Annotated in this window: 16 protein-coding genes; 8 read left to right on the top strand and 8 right to left on the bottom strand. The window is 48.0% G+C overall.

Annotated features, from left to right (window positions below; translation table 11 throughout):
* Positions 1 to 110 precede the first annotated feature (110 nt).
* From GC102_RS01445 to GC102_RS40255, 3 genes are all read left to right on the top strand, one after another.
* Positions 111 to 1,010 (top strand): metallophosphoesterase family protein, encoded by a 900-nt coding sequence (locus tag GC102_RS01445; protein WP_171687904.1) that lies wholly within the window; start codon positions 111 to 113, stop codon positions 1,008 to 1,010.
* On the top strand, positions 1,007 to 2,545 hold the full coding sequence (locus tag GC102_RS01440; RefSeq protein WP_171687903.1) for a leucyl aminopeptidase family protein: 1,539 nt from the start codon (positions 1,007 to 1,009) through the stop codon (positions 2,543 to 2,545). The genes GC102_RS01445 and GC102_RS01440 overlap by 4 nt, the downstream gene beginning before the upstream one ends.
* A 250-nt stretch (positions 2,546 to 2,795) precedes the next feature.
* The gene (locus GC102_RS40255; protein ID WP_312883139.1) at positions 2,796 to 3,155 is read left to right on the top strand and encodes a hypothetical protein; all 360 of its coding nucleotides are present in this window, start codon (positions 2,796 to 2,798) and stop codon (positions 3,153 to 3,155) included.
* Positions 3,156 to 4,330: 1,175 nt separating this feature from the next.
* On the opposite strand, the gene GC102_RS01430 is transcribed toward GC102_RS40255, so the two are convergent.
* Entirely contained in the window at positions 4,331 to 4,783 is a 453-nt protein-coding gene (locus GC102_RS01430; protein WP_171687902.1) for a bactofilin family protein, read from the bottom strand.
* Positions 4,783 to 5,793 (bottom strand): M23 family metallopeptidase, encoded by a 1,011-nt coding sequence (locus GC102_RS01425; RefSeq protein WP_246320685.1) that lies wholly within the window; start codon positions 5,791 to 5,793, stop codon positions 4,783 to 4,785. The genes GC102_RS01430 and GC102_RS01425 overlap by 1 nt, the downstream gene beginning before the upstream one ends.
* A 255-nt stretch (positions 5,794 to 6,048) precedes the next feature.
* Between GC102_RS01425 and GC102_RS01420 the strand changes: the two genes are divergently transcribed.
* Both GC102_RS01420 and GC102_RS01415 read left to right on the top strand, forming a co-directional pair.
* Positions 6,049 to 7,245, top strand: a complete 1,197-nt coding sequence (locus GC102_RS01420; RefSeq protein ID WP_171687901.1) for a beta propeller repeat protein — start codon at positions 6,049 to 6,051, stop codon at positions 7,243 to 7,245.
* A 149-nt stretch (positions 7,246 to 7,394) separates the two neighbouring features.
* Complete coding sequence (locus GC102_RS01415) at positions 7,395 to 8,162, top strand: C40 family peptidase (RefSeq protein ID WP_171687900.1); 768 nt, start codon at positions 7,395 to 7,397, stop codon at positions 8,160 to 8,162.
* A 19-nt stretch (positions 8,163 to 8,181) separates the two neighbouring features.
* Here GC102_RS01415 and GC102_RS01410 read toward each other — a convergent pair whose 3' ends face one another.
* The 6 genes from GC102_RS01410 to GC102_RS01385 form a co-directional block, all read right to left on the bottom strand.
* Positions 8,182 to 9,108, bottom strand: a complete 927-nt coding sequence (locus tag GC102_RS01410; protein WP_246320684.1) for a polysaccharide deacetylase family protein — start codon at positions 9,106 to 9,108, stop codon at positions 8,182 to 8,184.
* Between the two features lie 49 nt (positions 9,109 to 9,157).
* Positions 9,158 to 9,883: a polysaccharide deacetylase family protein gene (locus GC102_RS01405; RefSeq protein WP_246320683.1), complete on the bottom strand. Its 726-nt coding sequence runs from the start codon at positions 9,881 to 9,883 to the stop codon at positions 9,158 to 9,160.
* A gap of 164 nt (positions 9,884 to 10,047) precedes the next feature.
* Entirely contained in the window at positions 10,048 to 10,545 is a 498-nt protein-coding gene (locus tag GC102_RS01400; protein ID WP_171687898.1) for a hypothetical protein, read from the bottom strand.
* Between the two features lie 25 nt (positions 10,546 to 10,570).
* Positions 10,571 to 11,752, bottom strand: a complete 1,182-nt coding sequence (locus tag GC102_RS01395; protein WP_171648078.1) for an MGDG synthase family glycosyltransferase — start codon at positions 11,750 to 11,752, stop codon at positions 10,571 to 10,573.
* A 57-nt stretch (positions 11,753 to 11,809) separates the two neighbouring features.
* Positions 11,810 to 12,385, bottom strand: coding sequence for a thymidine kinase (locus GC102_RS01390; protein WP_056831067.1), 576 nt, complete (start codon positions 12,383 to 12,385; stop codon positions 11,810 to 11,812).
* Between the two features lie 40 nt (positions 12,386 to 12,425).
* Positions 12,426 to 13,403 (bottom strand): HD domain-containing protein, encoded by a 978-nt coding sequence (locus GC102_RS01385; RefSeq protein WP_171687897.1) that lies wholly within the window; start codon positions 13,401 to 13,403, stop codon positions 12,426 to 12,428.
* Between the two features lie 99 nt (positions 13,404 to 13,502).
* Here GC102_RS01385 and GC102_RS01380 point away from each other — a divergent pair, with 99 nt between their 5' ends.
* From GC102_RS01380 to GC102_RS01370, 3 genes are all read left to right on the top strand, one after another.
* Positions 13,503 to 14,105 carry a YdcF family protein gene (locus tag GC102_RS01380; protein WP_171687896.1) on the top strand — a complete coding sequence of 201 codons (603 nt, stop codon included), beginning with the start codon at positions 13,503 to 13,505 and terminating at the stop codon, positions 14,103 to 14,105.
* Positions 14,106 to 14,322: 217 nt separating this feature from the next.
* A complete protein-coding gene (gene gltB, locus GC102_RS01375; protein WP_171687895.1) occupies positions 14,323 to 18,915 on the top strand; it encodes a glutamate synthase large subunit in 4,593 nt (1,530 codons plus the stop codon).
* A gap of 144 nt (positions 18,916 to 19,059) precedes the next feature.
* A complete protein-coding gene (locus tag GC102_RS01370; RefSeq protein ID WP_171687894.1) occupies positions 19,060 to 20,544 on the top strand; it encodes a glutamate synthase subunit beta in 1,485 nt (494 codons plus the stop codon).
* Positions 20,545 to 20,601: the final 57 nt, after the last annotated feature.

Here is a 20,601-nt window from a genome sequence, read left to right as displayed (position 1 = left end):
AAATACAACATTGGTAACCACTGTAGCCCTTCAGCCCTCACGAGTTATAAATTCAATCTTAGTAACTTACTCAATATTTTTAACTGCGATTAGAAAGGTGGCATGGATGAATGGCGGACGATCTGAGGTTCCGGGAGGACGGGACATTTACTATTGTACAGCTCACGGACTTGCATATAGGAGGCGACAAGGACAATGAAGAGGATTTGAGGACGCTCGCTTTAGTCAGAGCGTTGTTAGCGGCGGAGAAGCCGGATCTCATCGTATACACGGGCGATCTGATTTCAAGCTATGGCGTATCTGACTCTTCAGCATCCTTTCGAAGAGCTATTGCTCCAGCTGTTGAGTCTGGCTTACCCTGGACGCACGTATTCGGTAATCACGATGCGGAGGCGGATGTGACACGTGAGGAACTGATGGCGATCGCGCTGGAGCATAAGACTTGCTACTCGCAAGCAGGACCAGTAGATCTCAGCGGCGTTGGCAATTACATGCATACGATTCAAAGCATGCAATCCGGTAATCCGGCTGCTGTTCTTTATTTTCTCGATTCCGGCGTGATGGCACCAGAATCAGTAGGCGGTTACGCTTGGATTGCCTCGGATCAGGTGCATTGGTATAAGCAGCAGTCGCTGGCTCTCCGCGAACGGAGCGGGGCTATATTGCCTGGGCTCGCGTTTTTCCATATCCCGCTTCCTGAATACAACGATGTATGGAATCTGGGGAAAGTGAGCGGTACCAAACACGAAGAGGTATGTTGTCCCAAACTCAACAGCGGGTTGTTTGCTGCCATGGTGGAAATGGGCGATGTGATGGGAACCTTTGTCGGTCATGATCATGACAATGATTACTGTGGTACGCTGCATGATATTCGGTTATGTTTTGGCAGAGTGACAGGCTGCAGCACCTATGGAGATTTACCTCGGGGCGCCCGCGTCATTCGTCTTCAAGAAGGAAGGCATTCCTTTGAAACATGGCAGCGGCTAGAAGATGGAGGTATCTTAAGATGACGTTTACGGTTGGTGGAGAAAATGATGCCCAGACTCTCATTGTTCCCATCTGCTCGGACGACATCGAAGAGATGGGCGCGACACGCCTTCCTTCATGGCTGCAAGCCTATTCACTTCTGCCGCATATGGGAGAACGAGGGGCGCTGACTTGGCTGCATGGCCGTATTGGAGAGCGTGACGCGCTGCTGGTCGGTTGTGGAGAAGCCTCGTGCCTGAATACGGAACGAATCCGCGAGGCCGCGGGCAATGCTGGGCGTGCGATTAACAAGCACAAGAAAGAGCGAGTAGGCATTAACTTGGGCGAGCTGCTGGAGCGCTGTGAGCACTCGGTTGCCGTTAGCGAAGCGGAAGCAGTAACCGCTTGGGTGGAGGGCTGGAAGCTCGGCACTTATGCGTTTGAAGTGTATCGAACGAAACAGACCCAACAAGCGGAAGTAAGCTTGCAGTTTCTCACTGAAACAGAAGCAGATGTAGTAAAGGAAGAGGAAGCAAGATTCGAAGTGTTGAACGAAGCGGTACGATGGGGACGCATTTATGCAGAGGGAGCGATTCTAGCCCGCAATCTCGCGAATGAGCCCCCCAATATGCTGCGTCCGAAGACTCTTATCGAGAAGACGGTGGGACATTTTGCCCATACGAAGGTTGAGGCTGTCGTTTATGAAGGGGAGCGTCTGGAGCAGCAAGGTATGGTCGGCTTGATCGCCGTGGGCAAAGGCAGCAAGTATCCTCCAGCGCTTCTGGAGCTGCGCTATTGTACGGATGAGGCATTGCCGCTTACGGCCCTAATTGGCAAAGGCATTACTTTTGATACAGGCGGTATCAGTCTGAAGAAGGACTTCGATATCAGCGATATGCGAATGGATATGGCAGGGGCGGCAGCCGTGATAGGCGCTCTTGATATTCTTGCTGCTGGGGACGTGCAGGCGAACGTCGTTGTGCTGATTGCTGCCGCCGAAAATATGCCAGACGGGGAGGCATTGCTGCCTGGCGAGCTGCTGCAATACCCGAACGGCGTATCGGTTCAGGTGGGCAATACGGATTCGGAAGGCCGCTTGGTGCTAGCCGACGCCTTGATTCATGCCCAGCGACTTGGGGCTGTGGAAGCCGTTGATATTGCGACCTTGACCTATTCTTGCGGAGCCGCTCTAGGTTCCAAGTATGCTGGAATCTGGGGAGAGGACACGATGGTAGCGGAGATCGTGCAAGCGGGGAAGCAAGTGAGCGAAAAAGTGTGGCAGCTCCCGCTTGTCGATGAATATGAAGCTTACCTGCACAGTGATTATGCGGACATATGCAACATCAGCAGGGTAGGAGAAGCAGGGGCTACGACGGCAGCTTTATTTTTGCGTAAGTTCGTCCAGCCATCGCTGCGTTGGGCTCATATCGATATGGCGTCTTTAAAAGATGTATCATCTGCTCAAGGCTGGCATTCGGCAGGCGCGACCGGTTACGGGGCACGTTTGCTCGCGCAGTTTGTGCGCAATCGGGTGTCCAATGAAAACGTGATTTCCCAAGGGGATAGCCGTTTGCTTTAGTGCCGTTATATCCTCACGTTTGTGATTAATATTCGCAGGTAAGCAACAAGGAAATTCCCAGCATCAGAAAGCTCTCCTTCCTTGGCAGCCTGCTCCGCTCATAAATTAGGAATAATTACCCAATATTCGGACTGGTTAACCGAACGAATTCGCATTATAATAATCTCAACGAGACGAAGAACGTCCCGCTCCATTCCTCAACAGATGGAGCTGGGCCGTTCTTTTTTTCATTTGTGAGGGGAGGTTGAAGATGACGTTTGAGAAGTCACATTCTTATTTTATTCAGAACCATTTACAGAGGCGAACGGGAGAAAGAAGAGGCCGCTTGGAGCGGGGACACCGGGAAGCCGAGAGATTATTTTGCAGGAACATATGGTGGCCTCTCCTAGGAAATTTCGACGATTTACATCCGGAATTCGAAGTACTCGATTGGCGCGGTCTATCCTATTTCTGCGATTTCGCCTGGCTGACGCAAGCTGTAAAACTGATCATCGAAATCAAAGGTTTCGGTTCGCATGTTCGGGATATGGACAGACAAAAATACTGCAACGAACTGAACCGGGAAACATTTCTATCTGCTATGGGACCAGATCATATCTTTTGCATATGATGACGTCGCTCATCGTCCAGAGCTATGCATAACGTTATTGCGGATGCTGCTTAGTCGCTATCAGTCGCAATCATCTCCCGCAAGCTCGAGCAGCGTGTCGGAGAGGGAAATCGTTCGTCTCGCCTGCAGACTCGCTCGTCCGCTACGGCCTATTGATGTAGTGACTCATTTAGGCATCAATCACCGAACTGCCGTTCGAACGCTGCAGTCGCTCTGTACGAAAGGATGGTTTTCCGCTGTTACAGGGGCAGCAGGCAAAAACATCGTGCGATACGAACTTCAACGAAGCGCAGTTCAGCTTTTGTAGAATAAATGCAATTATACATCCTTTTTACTCATATTTAGCTTGGTAAATATAATCCCTGCAAAAATACACTTTTTCGCGGCTTCTTCTCAAGTTCAGGCAGAAATTCTGCAATAATACTGTATATATTTGCAGGAATTCCTTCCCAATAGTCGAACTCGATTGAAAAGACTGCACTTATGCAGGCTTTGTTAGCTGCGTCAATTTCCCTGACGAAGATAATTACTTAGAGGACAAAAAAAGACTGCCTCGAGCTGCGTGTAGGAGAGGGAAATCGTTCGTCTCGCCTGCAGACTCGCTCGTCCACTACGGCCTATTGATGCATTGACTCATTTAGGCATCAATCACCGAACTGCCGTTAGAAAGCTGCAGTCGCTCTGTACGAAAAGATGGTTTTCCGCTGTCACAGGGGCAGCAGGCAAAAATATCGTGCGATACGAACTTCAACGAAGCGCAGTTCAGCTTTTGTATAATAAATGCAATTATACATCCATTTACCTCATATTTAGCTCGATAAATATAATCCCTGCAAAAATACACTTTTCCGCGGCTTCTTCTCAAGTTCAGGCAGAAATTCTGCAATAATACTGTATATTTGCAGGAATTTCTTCCAAACAGTCTGACTCGATTGAAAAGACTGCACTTACGCAGGCTTTGTTAGCTGCCTTGAATTCGCTCTAACTAGGAATTCAATTAGGGAGGTTCGAGGCTTCGCGGAGTCAAAGAGCTCCACAGACTCCACTTTTACCGTTTTCACGAGCGAGAGAAGGTCTGGTGCCATTGCATTGCACAGAACAAAATAGAGACTGCCCACAACCTGGCCAAAAAGGCCAGCTGATAGGCAATCTCTATTTTTGCTTACTTCCAATGCTTAATTCCCGCCAGAAGCAGCCTGCTGCTCACTCTTCTGCTGTTTATGTGCTTTAGCATCGATGACTTTGCCGTTTCCGCTGCCTTTTTCATTCACAGCTGCGAGATTCATCGCACTGCTTCCTTGAAAAATGCCGCCCTCCTGAATAATGAAAGAACGGACATCGATATTGCCAACCAGCACGCCGGAGCTGGTCACGATGAGCTTGCCTTTGGTGTGAATATTGCCTTTCACTTTGCCGGCAACGATGACATCGCGTGCCTGGATGTTGGACTGCACAACAGCGTTCTCACCAATGGTGATGTCGCCTGCGCACTCAATGTCGCCGTTGATCTGGCCTTCGATGCGAAGGCTGGCTTCGGACATGATTTTACCCTCACAAATGGTACTGCCCCCGATCAATGTATCGGTTGTTTTAGCATCAATTCGCTTCGACTTAGAGCTTCCAAGCATTAGGGTTCATCCTTTCTATTGGTAATGAGATAAGGGGAGGGGTCAATCTGGACGCCGTTCTTATGAACTTCATAATGCAGATGGGAGCCCGTACTTCGTCCTGTGGAGCCGAGTAGGCCGATCTTTTGACCTTTCGTTACTGATTCTCCGCGTTTAACGAGGATTTTATTCAGATGCATGTACTCCGTTTGTATCCCTCGGGAATGATCGATAATAATATGATTCCCATGTTCGTTGTCAAAGCTGGCTTCTACTACTTTACCTGCTGCAGTGGCATATACGGGGTCATTGATCTCACCATCAAGGTCAAGTCCGGCATGCATGGTTGGTTTAAGTGTAAAAGGATCTCTTCGTATGCCGAAACCTGATGTAATAAGGTGGGTCATCGTTGGCCACAGTGTCGGCGTAATGCTGCGAAGACGCTCGGCTTCTTCCAGCCTGGCTTCGGATTCGCTCAAATTCACGAGAAGAGCATTAATATCCCCAACTAGCGAAAAAAGTCCTTGTTTGGTGCTGCTGACCAAAGAAGATACTTCTTGCGAAGTAACAGGGACCTCGCTGCCACCGATGTCAGAGCGTACTCCACTCGGAGTCTCTGTACTCTCCATAGAAATCTTTTTGCTTGTCCGGTTTGTTCCTTCTGTCTGGCTCATTAACTGAATGACATGATCAAGTTTCTTAATTTCTTCTAACTTCACCTTAAATTCATTCGCTTGCTGGGATAAGTCAATCAAATTGGTTTGAAGCTGTTCCAGTTCGCTATTTTTAAGTGTAATTTGATTAACCAGTTGGCGCTCTTGTCCATCGAACGTTTGCTGCATGCTGGTTCTCGTTTGATGGGAGTAGATATTCATTAAGTAAATCGTGACAAAAAATCCAATCAACACGAGCAGGATCAAGCTCGGCACTATATACAGACTGCTGTGCGGAAGCTTGAATCTTACGGTTCGGTGGTTGGCGCCCGGAATGATCATTAAGGTGAGTTCTTTTTTACCCCAGATGAATTTCAACCGATCCTCTTCCTTTCCGTAACAATGTCCCCCTCCTTGATTCGATTGTATTCGTCAATGGGATGAGTCATGCCTAATTTATTATTTTGCTAAAAAGGTGATTTCGGTAATTCTTGCTCCGATCATAAGCACAATACGCTATGGGACATACTAAATCTGCCAAAAAGCTATGTGTCTACGGGCTCAACTTTTCTGAGGAAAGTTACGTCTATAAGGTAGATCGATGAACGATTAGAAGTGAAGGGAGTTATCATCATGTTGAGAAAAACAATTACGCTTTTGGCAATAACGCTATTCGCACTTACAGGGTGTGAATCATCCGGCACAACAAGCGGGACAGTGAATGCTTCAAATTCACCGACACCTAGTGCAACGATCACGCCACAACCGACAGCTGTGGCTGAAACGCCAGCCCCTGGTTCGACAGCTGTTCCCAATAAAGGTAATGAAACACCATCGAAGGTATCGATGAACGGAGTAACAGCGGTAAGGCTGGCTGATGCCAAATCCGGCTGGATCGGCGGCAAAGGTTGGATCGCACGGACAGATGATGGCGGTGTAAAATGGAAGGTTCAATACGAGGGGACAGGGGACATTCAGCAGCTGTTTGCACTGAATAATCAAGATGCTTGGGCCGTTGCCTCGGATGAAGGTAAACTGTTAAGTACGAAGGATGGAGGCGAACACTGGATATCCATTGGTAAAATACCGAATCAAGCGTTCCTTCATTTTGTAACGAAGACGGAAGCATTTAGCGGAAATGCACACACTGTGGATGGAGGCGTGAAGTGGACTTCCTTGCCAGTACCTGAAGGCACGAAGGGGGACGCTTATTTCCATGATAAAAATAATGGATGGGCTGTTAGACAAGTCAAGGATGCGATTGAAGTCCAGAGAACACAGGATGGTGGCAAAACATGGAATAAAGTTATGTCGCGTAAAACAGCAGCCTCACTAACCGGTGTCGTTATTCGTTCGGCGGGTGTAAACGATGCGTGGGTTGAGCTAATTGGGGAATCAGGGATGACTCAAACCTCGTATTCGTTGTTTCACACCAAAGACGGCGGGAAAAACTGGCTGACGGTTCTGGTAAACAGCACCGCGGGAGGTGGACCAGCCCCTGGTTTCCCTGCGGGTGAGAACACGGGGCCGAAGAACACGGGCAGCAAGCCCGGACCTCTCTACGTCGTGAGCCCAGACGTAGCTTATATGGGCGGGCAATGCCCGAGCTGCGACAAGCCGAACTCAGTCGGATGGACCAAGGACGGCGGCAAGACATGGGTGAACGGCAAGGAGTCGTTCACAGGCTATGGTGAGCTGCTGTTGGCTATGGCAGACATAAATCAAGGCTGGCTCATCACGAATGACAATGAGCAGCCTAGCGTGATGTACACCACTGCTAGCGGTGGTGTCAGTTGGAACAAGGTGCATACGTTTGATGCACTGAAATGACGAAGAAGCCTTTCTGGAAGCAGAGCACTGCTGACGGAAAGGCTTCTTTGCTGTTAATCACCCATGAAATCCCATCCTCTATACCCCCTGACCTTGTCATCTGCCGTAGAATGGTATAGGTAAACTTGCTTATCTAGAGGAGGCCACACATGCTTGCCAAAAAATATGCGATAGCCGCTCTAGTCATTGCTTTTCTGGTATTAATCGGTTTTACCATGAAAAATCCTGAAAACATGGAATTATCGGCTGCATTCTCGAATACTCACTCTAATAAATGGGTAGCAGATGCTCCTGTACAGTTGTCAGGACAGGATACCACTACCGATAAGCAACTGACAACTCCTGATAGCAGCACGCCTTCCGTGAATGAGAATGAGAGCGCTCTCACACAGGATCATACTCATGATGGAGATGATCCAGTCCCAAATTCGAAGAATGTAAAGATATCCGCTGCCGAAACAGCTAAAGTCGTCGCGCATTTTGAACAGCTTGCCCATTCGAATCAAAAGGAGCCAAGTTGGAAACGCAAAGCCGACCATCTCATTGTGAAAGGATTTGGCTTCCTTGGAACCCCCTACGTATTCGGGGCGAAGTCGGACCAAACCGACTCTTTCGACTGTTCTTCCTTCTTGAGATACATCTTTATCAGTCAAGGGGTTTCGCTGCCGCGAGATTCAAGGCAGCAGAGTCGGCTTGGTACAGAGGTGTCTATCGATCAACTACGTGAAGGTGATCTCGTGTTTTTCACCACGCCCAAAAGAAAAAATAAAAGCGGCATCGACCGTATCGGACATGTTGCGGTGTACTTAGGTAACGGCCTTATGCTGCATACCTTCCGCCCGGGCATTGGAGTCACGATATCTGAATTGAATGGCTCTTGGAAAGAGCGCTTTGTCCAAGCTAAGCGCGTTCTTTAACTCCCCAAAACCTTCCACGTCATTCGGTCCCAAAGTATTGTTCATCAACTGGAACCCGATTTGTAGACAATACGTCGCTTACAGTCCCTACATGCAATCCTTTATTCTTTACAGCAGTAATCATGCCATCCAAGGCTTTACTTGCTGATCGAGTGGGATGCATGAGTATTAAGAAACCTTTGTCCACTTTTGTACTTATTTTATGAATAATGGATTGCGGGCTTGGATTTCTCCAATCAACTGTATCTAATGTCCACAACACCGTATTCAGCTTCATACTTTGAGCAACTTCTACAGTCTCTTTATCGAAATCACCCGACGGGGGAGCAAACCATCGGTTTTTTACTTGTAGTTCTCGAGTGAGGAGTTTCTCGGTTTTCGAGATTTCTTGGTAAGCTTGGCTATTGCTTAATTGGCTCATGTTTTTATGAGAATAAGCATGATTGGATAATTCATGACCGCGGTTCAGGATTTGTTTGGCCGTGGTCACATTTTTTTTAAGCCAAGAACCGTCAAGAAAGAAAGTTGTTTTCACATGATGCTTGTCCAGTGTATCGAGAATAACAGGGAGATATTCATTTCCCCATGCAACATTGATCATGAAAGAAACCATCGGTTTTTGAGGATTGCCGCGATAAATGGGGGCTGCTCCCAACTGGTTAAGATTAATCTCCGCTGGTATTTCCTTATAAACATAATGAATAGATCTGCTGCCAAGGTTGTTCTTGTTCATTTCGTATGTCTTTTGAATATCGACTTCCAGACCGTTGTAACCAGGGATAGCACCCTCAACACGATCTATCCTGGCGGAAATAGGTAAGATTCGCTTTTTTGGAGCTTCGTTCATAATCTCGGTCATGACGGAGTCGCCAGCGGATGCTGTGAATCCGAACAAAACAGGCAGCGCACAAAGTATCAAACTATAACGCAGCTTAAAAATTGCCATCGAAAAGCACTCCATTTCAAATCTCTATTTAGTTAGGACCTTTCAATATCTAATGAATTTTTGCAGGGAGAGCCTTGTTATAGTTTAGAAGTTGAGAAACGGTAACTAGCTGATATCCCCTGCTTTTTAATTCCGGCAAAATGATTTTCAAGGCTGCTATGGTCTGTGTAGGACCTTCAATATAGTCATGGAATAACACAATATTTCCGTTTTTCGCATTCTTTAATACGCTCTTTACAATTTTGTTGACCCCTGGTGTACTCCAATCCTTTGTATCCAATTGCCAACTCCACATAATCATCTTATACCCTTCTGCTCGGACAGTAGCTACAAGCCTTTCGTTATAAAACCCTCCAGGTGGGCGAAACAATAGGCACCGCTTTCCTGTTGTGTCGTAAATAAGTTCCTCTGTTTGATTAATTTCTTTTTTGATGTTGTTTTTTTTGCTTAAATAGGCGTGGCTATATGTATGATTAGCTATCTCATGGCCCTCGCGTATGGTTTGATTTAGAACGTCAGGATAAAGCTTTACTTTATTACCTACAACGAAAAAAGTGGCTTTAGCTTCGTACTGTCTTAGCAGTTCCAGAATCTGAGCAGTGTACTCAGGATGAGGACCATCGTCGAACGTTAGTGCAATGACTTTTTCATCGGTATTTACTTCCCAAACGATTTCTCCGCGTGTCTCATAATAAGCTCGATCTTTCTTAGGGGTTGCACTAGCAGTAGGTTGCATCAAAAATAGACAAATACACAAAATCAAGAATATTCTCATGGTGTTCTCCTTTATACAAGTAGGTGACAAGATTATAATCTCCAATTAACCCAATCCAATTCAATATAAATTTGGATCGATTCAGCTCTTATGGTGATTTTGAGCAAAAAAAGGTGATGTCCCAAAAGTTCATCTTTTGGGACATCACCTTTTTTACTATTTTATTAAGACTTAGGCTGATCACCGCCATTACTACCGCTTCCGTTACTGCTCCCATTCCCGTTTCCATTAAAAAACGTATTCGTCAATGCACGAATCTTCTCCATGAATTTCCCGTATCCATAACCGGTAAGAAATGCCACACTGATACGAGCGGCCATCGAGTCCCCGACTTGCAGCAGCAGAATGCCGCTCTCGAATAAGACGATGGTAATAATCGCTGATCCGAAGCAAAGTATCGGGCGCATCAAATACCAGTACACCCACTGTGTGGTGAGGTCGTGATAATGCTCATGAAACATGCGCAGTCCATACAGCGCTCCGCCTAAAGCTCCCGCAAATCCAAAGCATACATACTCGTGATACAGATACAGGTCGATACCGAGTAGTTTCCCCTGAACTGAGCCGCTGCCCAGCACAGCCATCATCCAGAGGCTGCCGACGAACCAGATAAGCAAATAAGTGAAGATGAACTGCTTGCCGAATCGATGAAGGGGATCCATAAATAAAACACCGCCCTATACATGGTTAATACCATTGTATGAGCGGTGTTGTTGTTGATGCCTGCATATAGGGGCGCTTCTCCGATAACTTTAAGTATTGCATGATGGCTGTGGAGCAGTCTTGCGCCGTATATTTCTGATGGTTGCGGATATCTGTTCTACGTTTCACAAGCTCGGGATACTGTTCAAGCAGTAATTTGAACCAGTGGTCTATCATTTCTAGCGAAATAATTTTCTGGCCATAACCCTGTTCTTGAAAATAGTCGCAGTTCTTCTCTTCTTGACCTGGAATTGGGCTGTAGAACAGCATTGGAATGCCTTTGGCCATCGCTTCTGTACAAGTCATTCCGCCCGGCTTCGTAATGAGCAGATCGGAGATGTCCATCAGCTTGTTAATCTCGCTTGTATAACCGATTAAATGTACGTTAGGCTGCCGGAACACGTCTTCCTCGAGTAGTTGTTGACGTGCCTTTTCATTCGTCCCCAGGCAGATTAGAAGCTGGATATCCTTGCTCCAACTTGCCAAGTACGTCAGCAGTTCTTCCTTTTCTTCCTTTTTAAATACTCCCCAACCGCCGCCCATGACCATAACAGTGGGCATTGCTTTTAGACCAAATTCTTGGCGAATCTGCTCTTTGCTATGTTCCAACCGGAAATTAGGATGCACAGGAATCCCCGTGACTTCAACATGCGTTTCCGGCACGCCGCGGCCTATCAAGCGTTCTCTCACCAATGGTGTTGAAACCAAATATTTGTCCACTGCGGGATCAATCCACGTGCCATGAATATCATAATCGGTGATGACGGTGAAGAGTGGAACAGCAAGTCCAGCTCTTTTCAGACGAGAGACAATGATGCTCGGAAAAGGATGCGTGCAAACGATGATATCTGGCTTTAGCTGCTTGATGATTGCTTTCGTTTGGGAGTAGAAAATACGATGCAGAAAAAGCGCTGCAACGCGGTTAGGCGACTTTTCATATTGATTACGGTAAAGCATACCATAGAGTTTGGGTTGTGATGTAACCGTGCGGCGGTATGCCGAAAAGATCCAAGGTGCTAAGGTAGGATGCAAAAAAGCGCCAAGCTCGATCACACGTGTGATAATTTCAGATGAACTTTGTCTTAGCTCCACTGAAAGCGCATGAGCCGCTTGCGTATGACCTTTCCCGAAGCCCTCGGATAAGAGCAAAATCCGTTTTTTTCGCAAGGAACTCACCTTTCTTAATAAAACCATATCTTTGTGACCTATAGATAGGTATAGCCTTTAAATTTGTGAAGATTTCCGCTTAGATGCATAACATTTACGACACACAGGTACATAGCTTTCATTACCGCCAATTTGAATCTGTTCGCCGTGGAAGATCGGCTCCCCGTCTTTGCAGCGCATATTCATAATCGCTTTTTTGTCGCAATACCAGCAGACGGTTTTGATCTCCTCAATCGTGTCAGCTACAGCTAATAAGGCATCGCTTCCTTCGAATAATTGCCCCATGAAATCAGCCCTGAGCCCATAAGCAATAACGGGAATATCCAATTCGTCTACAATTTCAATTAATTGAGCAACCTGCTCTTTATTCAAAAACTGCGCTTCGTCAACCAAAATGCAGTTTGGGCGTTCTGTGCTCGCGAGTGCAATCATATCCAAGTCCTTGTCTACCACGGTAGCGACCTTTTGCATGCCGATTCTGGAGACAACTTTGCCAACCCCAAAACGATCATCTACGACGGACGTGAGGAGCAGTACTTTTTTTCCTTGTTCTTCATAATTGTGAGCGACTCGTAAAACTTCGATTGATTTACCACTGTTCATTGTGCCATAACGGAAATACAATTTTGCCAAGCTGGGCCATTCCCCTCTGCGGATGTAATAAATGTAAGTATTATATGGTGAAAAAGTAAGTGGCTGTCATACTATCGAGCTCTGCCAGTTTGACGGCGGATTGAAAGCTTGCTTCTGAGGCGAGCTTATCGCCGATCAGTGGTTGTTTCTTGTATAGTTTTCGAATTTTGACTTCTATACTGCCTGGAACAGGCTCCCCAGTGATTTGAATTCGTTGGGGCTCGTACATCAGCACATGGATGATTTCCCTGGAAGTCGCATTATTGCTCTGCAAAAGCTCCTGGATCAATTCGTGATCCATAAGGGAAGGAATACGTTCCTTCATGCCGGGATTCGACTCGCAGTGATGAGCAGCGGCCTTAGCCAGCAGAGCATCCATCGCAAGGAACTGTGGGTTCAGAAAGAGTCGGTGGTCCTCGACAACCGCATGAACGAGCGCAGCAGCCGTATCTTCGTCAGCTTCCACATAATGACCGCGTAAGCGAAGCCCTTTGACAATCTCAGAGGGTGGTCGTACTTGTTGTCCGGCATAATAAGTATCTCTTAGAAAGCTATCAAGATGATCGAGCCCGAGCAGCGTTGTTTTATTCGTAAGAGGGCTGTCTTGATTCAAAATATCCACAATCGACGGTGGCGAAATGCCGTGCTTGATGAGAATATCAGCAACGACGCCGCGCCTAATTAATTGCTCAGTCTGCTGATGATGATCGTACCCAAGTGTTCTCTCAACCGCATGGGAGAAAGGCAAGTGTCCAATATCATGTAAAAGCGCAGCAATACGCAGATGAGGATCATCTGGGCAAAAGTGAGCCATCAATGACCAGACGCCTACGGTATGTTCAAAGCGGGAATGTGTCATCGGTGAAAAAAGCGCAGATGCCCCGAAGTGATGCAGAAACTTCAGACGGCGAACCGGCTGCGACCGGAAAAGCTCAACTTCAATCGGATGGGCCTTCATTTGCCATTGATAAAGAGGCTCCCAGATCGTTCCGGTTGAAAAAGTATGCTGTATACTCAAAACAGAGTTCCTCCTAGGCTGTGGAATCTGGATGTATGTTCATTGCAGCGGTATAAGCTATCATAGCATGAAACATAGAAAGTTTGCTATCATGGGCCTATGAAAAAGAAACTCAAAACTTGGCTTTGGATACTCGTCGCTTTGTTCCTAATCATCCTGTTTTACTTTTCTTTCATGAGTTGGAAAGTTAACTATACTTGGAAACATTCCCATGGAACTCCTAGTGATTGTATCATTATTCTAGGCGCTGCGGTATGGGATGGCAAGCCGAGTCCGGCTTTACGTGAACGATTGGATATTGCGGTGGAGGCTTACAGCAGCGGATTAGCACCGAATATTATTGCCAGTGGGGGGATAGGCGGCAGTGAACCCTCTGAAGCTGAAACGATGAAACGTTATTTAATGGAGAAAGGGGTACCGGAGCGGGCCATCCTTTTAGAGGAGAGGTCACGAAGCACCATGGAGAATTTACAGAACAGTCAGGCGATTATGATGGAAAAGGGATATAAGACAGCGGTGATTGTAACGCATGGTTTCCATGCTTATCGGGCATCTCTGATGGCGAGAAGCCTGGGAATTACATCGACGGTCGAGCCTGTTCAGATTCGTCCGCTTTCATTGACGTACTATACGCTAAGGGAGTGTGCAGGCATTGCGATTTTCACGCTGGAATCTATTAAAATGAAAACCTTTTCATATTAATTATTTTTAAATTGAACTATAAGATATCAAGTGTTAATATAATATAAAAAATATTGAGAATATTTCATCTAATTAATTAGCTTGGTTTAGGTGGAATAGGCATTCGCGTGTCATCACTTTTTAGCGCTTTAACGCGTGCGTCCAAGGGTAAACGACTCCATCGTCCGGGCAAGGACGAAGAGTACAACCAAAAACGAGGGAAGAAAGGTTGCACAACATGACTAAAATTGGATTACCTCCCAAACAGGGATTGTACGATCCGGGGTTTGAGCATGATGCGTGCGGTATTGGCTTTGTTGCCAATATCAAAGGTGTCAAATCACATGAAATCGTCAAACAGGCGCTTCGTGTCCTTTGTAATTTAGATCATCGCGGTGGTCAAGGCAGTGACCCGAATACGGGAGACGGGGCAGGCTTATTGATGCAAATCCCGGATACGTATCTTCAGTCCGCTTGTGAGAAGGAAAATATAAAGCTCCCTGCTGCTGGCAGCTATGGTGTAGGTATGGTTTATTTACCTCAGGATTTGGAGGCACGCCAAGCATGTGAGAGTATAATTGAGCGAATTGTCAAACAAGAAGGGCAGCAATTCCTCGGATGGAGAACCGTTCCAACGGATAACAGTTCTTTGGGAGATTCCGCGAAGTCAGCGGAGCCGTTTGTACGTCAAGTCTTTATCGGTCAAAGTGAAGATATTACGAGCAACTTGGATTTTGAGCGCAAGCTATATATGATACGTAAGCTATCTGAAAACGCTATCAAATTATCTCATCGTGAATCGCAATTTTACTATTCTAGTTTGTCTAGCAGAACGATTGTATATAAAGGAATGTTAACGCCTGAGCAAGTAGACGCTTATTACATTGAATTGCAAGATGAGAAAGTAGACTCCGCACTCGCACTCGTTCACTCCCGCTTTAGTACGAACACATTCCCGAGCTGGGAACGTGCGCATCCGTACCGATATTTGATTCATAATGGTGAAATTAATACCCTGCGCGGCAATGTGAATTGGATGCATGCCCGTCAGGCTATGTGCGAAACCGAATTATTCGGCGAAGACTTCAAACGCATTCTTCCTGTTATTGATACCGATGGCTCCGATTCACAAATGTTTGATAATACATTAGAATTCCTCATGCTTTCTGGACGTTCGCTGCCGCATGCAGCGATGATGATGGTGCCAGAACCTTGGTCCAAACACGAAACGATGGATGATGAGAAGAAGGCTTTCTACGAGTACCACAGTACACTGATGGAGCCGTGGGATGGTCCAGCAGCCATTGCTTTCACAGATGGCAGTCAAATTGGAGCAATTCTTGACCGTAATGGCTTGCGTCCATCGCGTTACTATGTGACTACCGATGATTTCATTGTTTTGGCTTCTGAAGTAGGTGTCTTGGATATTGAGCCAGAGCGTATTTTGTACAAAGATCGTCTCAGACCGGGTCGTATGCTGCTTGTTGATACGATAGAAGGCCGCATCGTGACCGATGAGGAAATCAAAAGCCGCATCGCTGGCGAACAGCCTTACCGTGATTGGCTGAACGAGCACCTTGTTTCCCTTGAAGATTTGGAAGATGCGCCAATCGTGCTCGGTTCCGACCATGACACGGTACTTCAGCGTCAGCATGCATTTGGCTATACCTTCGAACAACTGCGTAAGACTCTAGAGCCAATGGCCAAAACGGGTGTAGACCCCATTGGTTCAATGGGTACGGATGCACCGCTTGCCGTGCTTTCCGATCGACCGCAGCTCCTATATAACTATTTTAAGCAACTGTTTGCGCAGGTTACCAACCCGCCGATTGATGCGAATTTCGAAGAAATTATTACAGCTCAAGGCACTACAATCGGTCCTGAGCGCAACCTGATTAACCCTGAACCGGAGAGCTGTCGACAAATTCGTTTGCAATCGCCATTTCTTTCTAATAAAGAGTTGGCGAAGCTGCGTCATATTAAACGCGATGGCTTCAAAACGGTTACCTTGCCTACGCTGTTCGAAGCTTCCGAAGGCACAGTAGGTCTAGAAAATGCGATGCAAGCCCTTTATGCTGCGGCTGATCAAGCCATTGCGGAAGGCGCTTCGCTATTCATTCTTTCAGATCGTGGTGTGGATAGCCGTAAGGCCCCGATTCCGGCGCTGCTTGCGACTTCGGGTCTCCATCACCATTTGATTCGTCAAGGCACACGGACCAAAGTCAGCTTGCTTGTAGAGTCGGGCGAACCGCGTGAAGTGCACCATTTTGCTTTGCTGCTCGGTTATGGCGCAGGGGCAATTAACCCGTATCTTGCGTTGGAAACGTTAGATGACATGATAGCGCGCAAGCAGCTAGTTGGCGTTGATATTGAGAAAGCGACGTATAACTACATTAAAGCCGTAACGAAGGGCGTTGTTAAAGTCCTGGCGAAAATGGGTATCTCCACGATCCAGAGTTATCGTGGAGCACAAATTTTCGAAGCGATTGGACTTAGCCAAGAGCTCATCGATTCGTATTTCACATGGACCCACACGCCTGTTGGCGGGATTGGTATCGATATTGTGGCTAAGGAAGCTTTGATCCGTCACAACCGTGCTTTCTCCGAGCAAGAGGGACGCGATAAGGTGCTGGATACCGGGGGTGATTTGCAATGGCGCAGAGATGGAGAAGATCATCTCTATACACCGGAAACGGTGCATGCCTTACAATCAGCCGTTCGTACGAACAACTACGCGATGTATAAGAATTTCTCGAAGCTCATCAAACGTGAGGATGAGAAATATATGGCTTTACGCGGGCTTCTGAGCTTCAAGGAAGGCCGACAACCGATTCCGATCGAAGAAGTGGAGCCGATCGAGTCGATCTTTAAGCGCTTCAAGACGGGAGCCATGTCCTATGGCTCCATCAGTAAAGAAGCGCACGAGACGATTGCGATTGCGATGAACCGCATCGGCGGCAAGAGCAACACCGGCGAGGGCGGCGAGCACCCTGAGCGTTTCACGCCGGATGCGAACGGCGACCTTCGCCGAAGCGCAATCAAGCAGGTGGCGTCCGGCCGCTTCGGCGTCACAAGCCACTATCTCGTCAATGCTGACGAGATTCAGATCAAGATGGCGCAGGGCGCGAAGCCCGGCGAGGGCGGTCAGCTCCCGGGAACCAAGGTGTACCCTTGGGTTGCCGAGGTTCGCGGCGTTACGCCAGGCGTAGGCTTAATCTCGCCGCCGCCGCATCACGATATTTATTCGATCGAGGATCTAGCTGAGCTGATCCACGATCTCAAGAATGCCAACCCTCGGGCACGGATCAGTGTGAAGCTGGTATCCGAAGTCGGTGTTGGCACCATCGCTGCCGGCGTAGCCAAAGGAAAAGCGGACGTTGTCCTGATCTCCGGCTACGACGGAGGAACAGGCGCGTCGCCGCAGACGAGTATTCGTCATGCGGGACTGCCGTGGGAGCTTGGTCTGGCGGAGACGCATCAGACGCTCGTGCTCAACAACCTGCGCAGCCGTATCGTCGTCGAGACAGACGGCAAGCTGATGACGGGGCGCGACGTTGTCGTAGCTGCCCTGCTCGGGGCTGAGGAGTTCGGCTTCGCTACAACTCCGCTCATTACAATTGGCTGCGTGATGATGCGCGTGTGCCATCTGGATACCTGTCCGGTTGGGGTTGCTACGCAAAATCCGGAGCTTCGCAAGAAATTTGCCGGGGACCCCCAGCATGTGGTCAATTTCATGACCTTCATCGCGCAGGATGTGCGTGAGATGATGGCTGAACTTGGCTTCCGCACCATTGAAGAGATGGTCGGTCGCACAGATGTGCTTGAGTCTAAGCAAGCTGTCGAGCATTGGAAAGCTAAGGGCGTCGACTTATCGCCGCTTCTGCACCAACCAGAGATGGGCGAGGATGTAGGCCGTTTCTGCCAAATGGCGCAGGATCATGGTTTGGATCGCTCATTGGACGTAACGAAGCTGCTCGCTATTTGTGAGCCTGCGATTGAGCGCAAAGAGCATGTGCACGCCATCCTGCCAATTGCGAACGTCAACCGTGTTGTCGGAACGATAGTAGGTAGTGAAGTGACACGTCGTCACGGCGTGGACGGCTTACCTCACGATACCATCCGCCTCCACTTTAATGGTTCTGCTGGGCAAAGCTTCGGTGCTTTCGTACCGAAAGGGATCACGCTTTCGTTGGAAGGCGATGCGAATGACTACGTTGGTAAAGGATTATCCGGTGGTAAACTGGCTATTTTCCCTTCCAGTCAATCGCACTTTGTTCCCGAAGATAACGTGATTATTGGAAATACCGCGTTCTATGGCGCAACCGACGGGGATGCTTACATCCGTGGAATTGCAGGCGAGCGTTTCTGCGTAAGAAACAGCGGCGTGCGAGCGGTTGTCGAAGGTGTAGGCGACCATGGTTGTGAATACATGACTGGCGGCCGTGTTGTTGTTCTCGGTTCTACGGGACGCAACTTCGCAGCAGGTATGTCAGGCGGTATCGCCTATGTGCTGGATGAGAAGGGGGACTTCTCAAGTAAGGTGAACAAAGAAATGGTTTACCTAGAGCAGCTGGAAGAAACGTATGAAATGAACGAACTGAAAACGATGATTCAGCATCATGCCACATTTACGGATAGCAGCGTTGCCCACCAAGTTATTCAGCACTGGGATGAGTACGTTTGGAAGTTCGTGAAGGTTATACCGAAGGACTACAAACGGATGTTTGATGCTATCGAAAAGGTGAAACGCTCCGGACTAAGCCAACAAGAAGCCGTCATGGTTGCTTTCGAGGCGAATATGAGGGACGTTTCACGTGTCGGTGGAAACTAACGAATCAGATCAGATGCTGACGAAGTAAGTTTTGCTTAAGCAAAACATGTGATGCTTTCGATGCCAGTTTTATTGGCGAAAAACTCAGCACATGCTTACGAAGTAAGTTTTCTAGTGAAAACTCTTGGGAGGGATTAAACGTAAATGGGTAAACCAACTGGTTTTATAGAACATCGTCGAGAAGTGGCATCTGAAGCTGCTCCCCTAGTCCGAATTGGACATTGGAAAGAGTTTGCGACGCCGCTGACTGAAGATAAATTGCAAACACAAGGTTCAAGATGCATGGATTGTGGGATTCCTTTCTGTCACACAGGGGCGTTGATCAGCGGCATGGCCGCTGGTTGCCCGGTTAATAACCTCATTCCGGAATGGAATGATCTGGTGTATCGCGGTCAATGGAGAGAGGCTCTGGACCGTCTGCATAAAACGAACAACTTCCCTGAATTCACGGGACGCGTTTGCCCGGCACCATGTGAAGGTTCGTGTACGGTAGGTCTGAAGGATACGCCAGTTACGATCAAAAGCATCGAAAAAGCCATTATTGATAAAGGTTTCGATGAGGGCTGGATTACACCTGAGCCTCCGGAAGTGCGCACAGGTAAGAAGGTGGCGGTCGTAGGCTCGGGTCCATCCGGACTCGCTGCAGCAGCGCAGTTGAACAAAGCTGGACACTGGGTAACCGTGTTCGAGCGTGCAGACCGCGTGGGCGGACTACTCATGTACGGTATTCCGAACATGAAACTGGATAAGAAGTATGTCCAGCGTCGTGTGGACCTGCTCGAAGCCGAGGGCATCACGTTCGTTACCGGTGCTCATGTCGGTGTGAACTATCCGATCGAGAAGCTTCAAGAGGAGTTCGATGCCATCGTTCTGTGCGGCGGGGCAACGAAAGGCCGCGATCTTCCGATCGAGGGTCGTGAGCTAGGTGGCGTGCACTTAGCCATGGAATTCCTGAGCAAGAACACGAAGAGTTTGCTAGATTCCGAGCACGCTGACGGCGCGTTCATTTCCGCCGAAGGTAAGGATGTTATCGTCATCGGCGGCGGCGACACGGGTACGGACTGCGTGGGCACATCTTTGCGTCACAAAGCGAAGAGTGTTACGCAATTTGAGATTATGCCGAAGTCACCGGACACACGTCCTGCGAACAATCCTTGGCCGGAATGGCCAAAAGTCCACAAAGTGGACTACGGTCAACAAGAAGCGGCTGCTCTGCAGGGTGACGATCCGCGCCAATACTTAATCAACACGAAGAAATTCGTGGGGGATGAGAATGGCAACTTGAAGGAACTGCACACGGTGCTCATCGAGTGGCAGAAGAACGATAAAGGCCAATTCGTCCCTGTGGAAGTTCCGGGCAGCGAGAAAGTTTACCCAGCTCAGCTGGTACTGATCGCGATGGGCTTCACAGGACCGGAGAACACGGTGCTGGATCAACTTGGCGTCGTCAAAGACGAGCGCTCCAACGCGAAAGCGGACTACGGTAAGTTTGCGACGAGCGTGGACGGTGTCTTCGCTGCCGGTGACATGCGTCGTGGGCAAAGCCTTGTGGTTTGGGCGATCAACGAAGGTCGCGCAGCGGCTCGTGAAGTTGATCGGTATTTGATGGGATCATCGAATTTACCATAAAGATGTGGAAAAGAGGCTGACTCAAAAGGTTAAAAACCTAGCGAGCAGCCTCTATTT

The organism is Paenibacillus germinis (genome assembly GCF_013141785.1).
Classification (GTDB): Bacteria; Bacillota; Bacilli; order Paenibacillales; family NBRC-103111; genus Paenibacillus_E; species Paenibacillus_E phytorum.
The sequence above is the reverse complement of the archived record's forward strand: the minus strand, read 5'-3'. Positions and strand labels throughout refer to the sequence as shown.

Excerpts from the sequence above, each read along its gene's own strand:
- GC102_RS01445 (WP_171687904.1), top strand. The coding sequence starts at position 111 with ATGGCGGACGATCTGAGGTTCCGGGAGGACGGGACATTTACTATTGTA.
- GC102_RS40255 (WP_312883139.1), top strand. The coding sequence starts at position 2,796 with ATGACGTTTGAGAAGTCACATTCTTATTTTATTCAGAACCATTTACAG.
- GC102_RS01410 (WP_246320684.1), bottom strand. The coding sequence starts at position 9,108 with ATGGCAATTTTTAAGCTGCGTTATAGTTTGATACTTTGTGCGCTGCCT.
- GC102_RS01430 (WP_171687902.1), bottom strand. The coding sequence starts at position 4,783 with ATGCTTGGAAGCTCTAAGTCGAAGCGAATTGATGCTAAAACAACCGAT.
- GC102_RS01420 (WP_171687901.1), top strand. The coding sequence starts at position 6,049 with ATGTTGAGAAAAACAATTACGCTTTTGGCAATAACGCTATTCGCACTT.
- GC102_RS01370 (WP_171687894.1), top strand. The coding sequence starts at position 19,060 with ATGGGTAAACCAACTGGTTTTATAGAACATCGTCGAGAAGTGGCATCT.
- GC102_RS01415 (WP_171687900.1), top strand. The coding sequence starts at position 7,395 with ATGCTTGCCAAAAAATATGCGATAGCCGCTCTAGTCATTGCTTTTCTG.
- GC102_RS01380 (WP_171687896.1), top strand. The coding sequence starts at position 13,503 with ATGAAAAAGAAACTCAAAACTTGGCTTTGGATACTCGTCGCTTTGTTC.
- GC102_RS01405 (WP_246320683.1), bottom strand. The coding sequence starts at position 9,883 with ATGAGAATATTCTTGATTTTGTGTATTTGTCTATTTTTGATGCAACCT.
- GC102_RS01400 (WP_171687898.1), bottom strand. The coding sequence starts at position 10,545 with ATGGATCCCCTTCATCGATTCGGCAAGCAGTTCATCTTCACTTATTTG.
- GC102_RS01440 (WP_171687903.1), top strand. The coding sequence starts at position 1,007 with ATGACGTTTACGGTTGGTGGAGAAAATGATGCCCAGACTCTCATTGTT.
- gltB (WP_171687895.1), top strand. The coding sequence starts at position 14,323 with ATGACTAAAATTGGATTACCTCCCAAACAGGGATTGTACGATCCGGGG.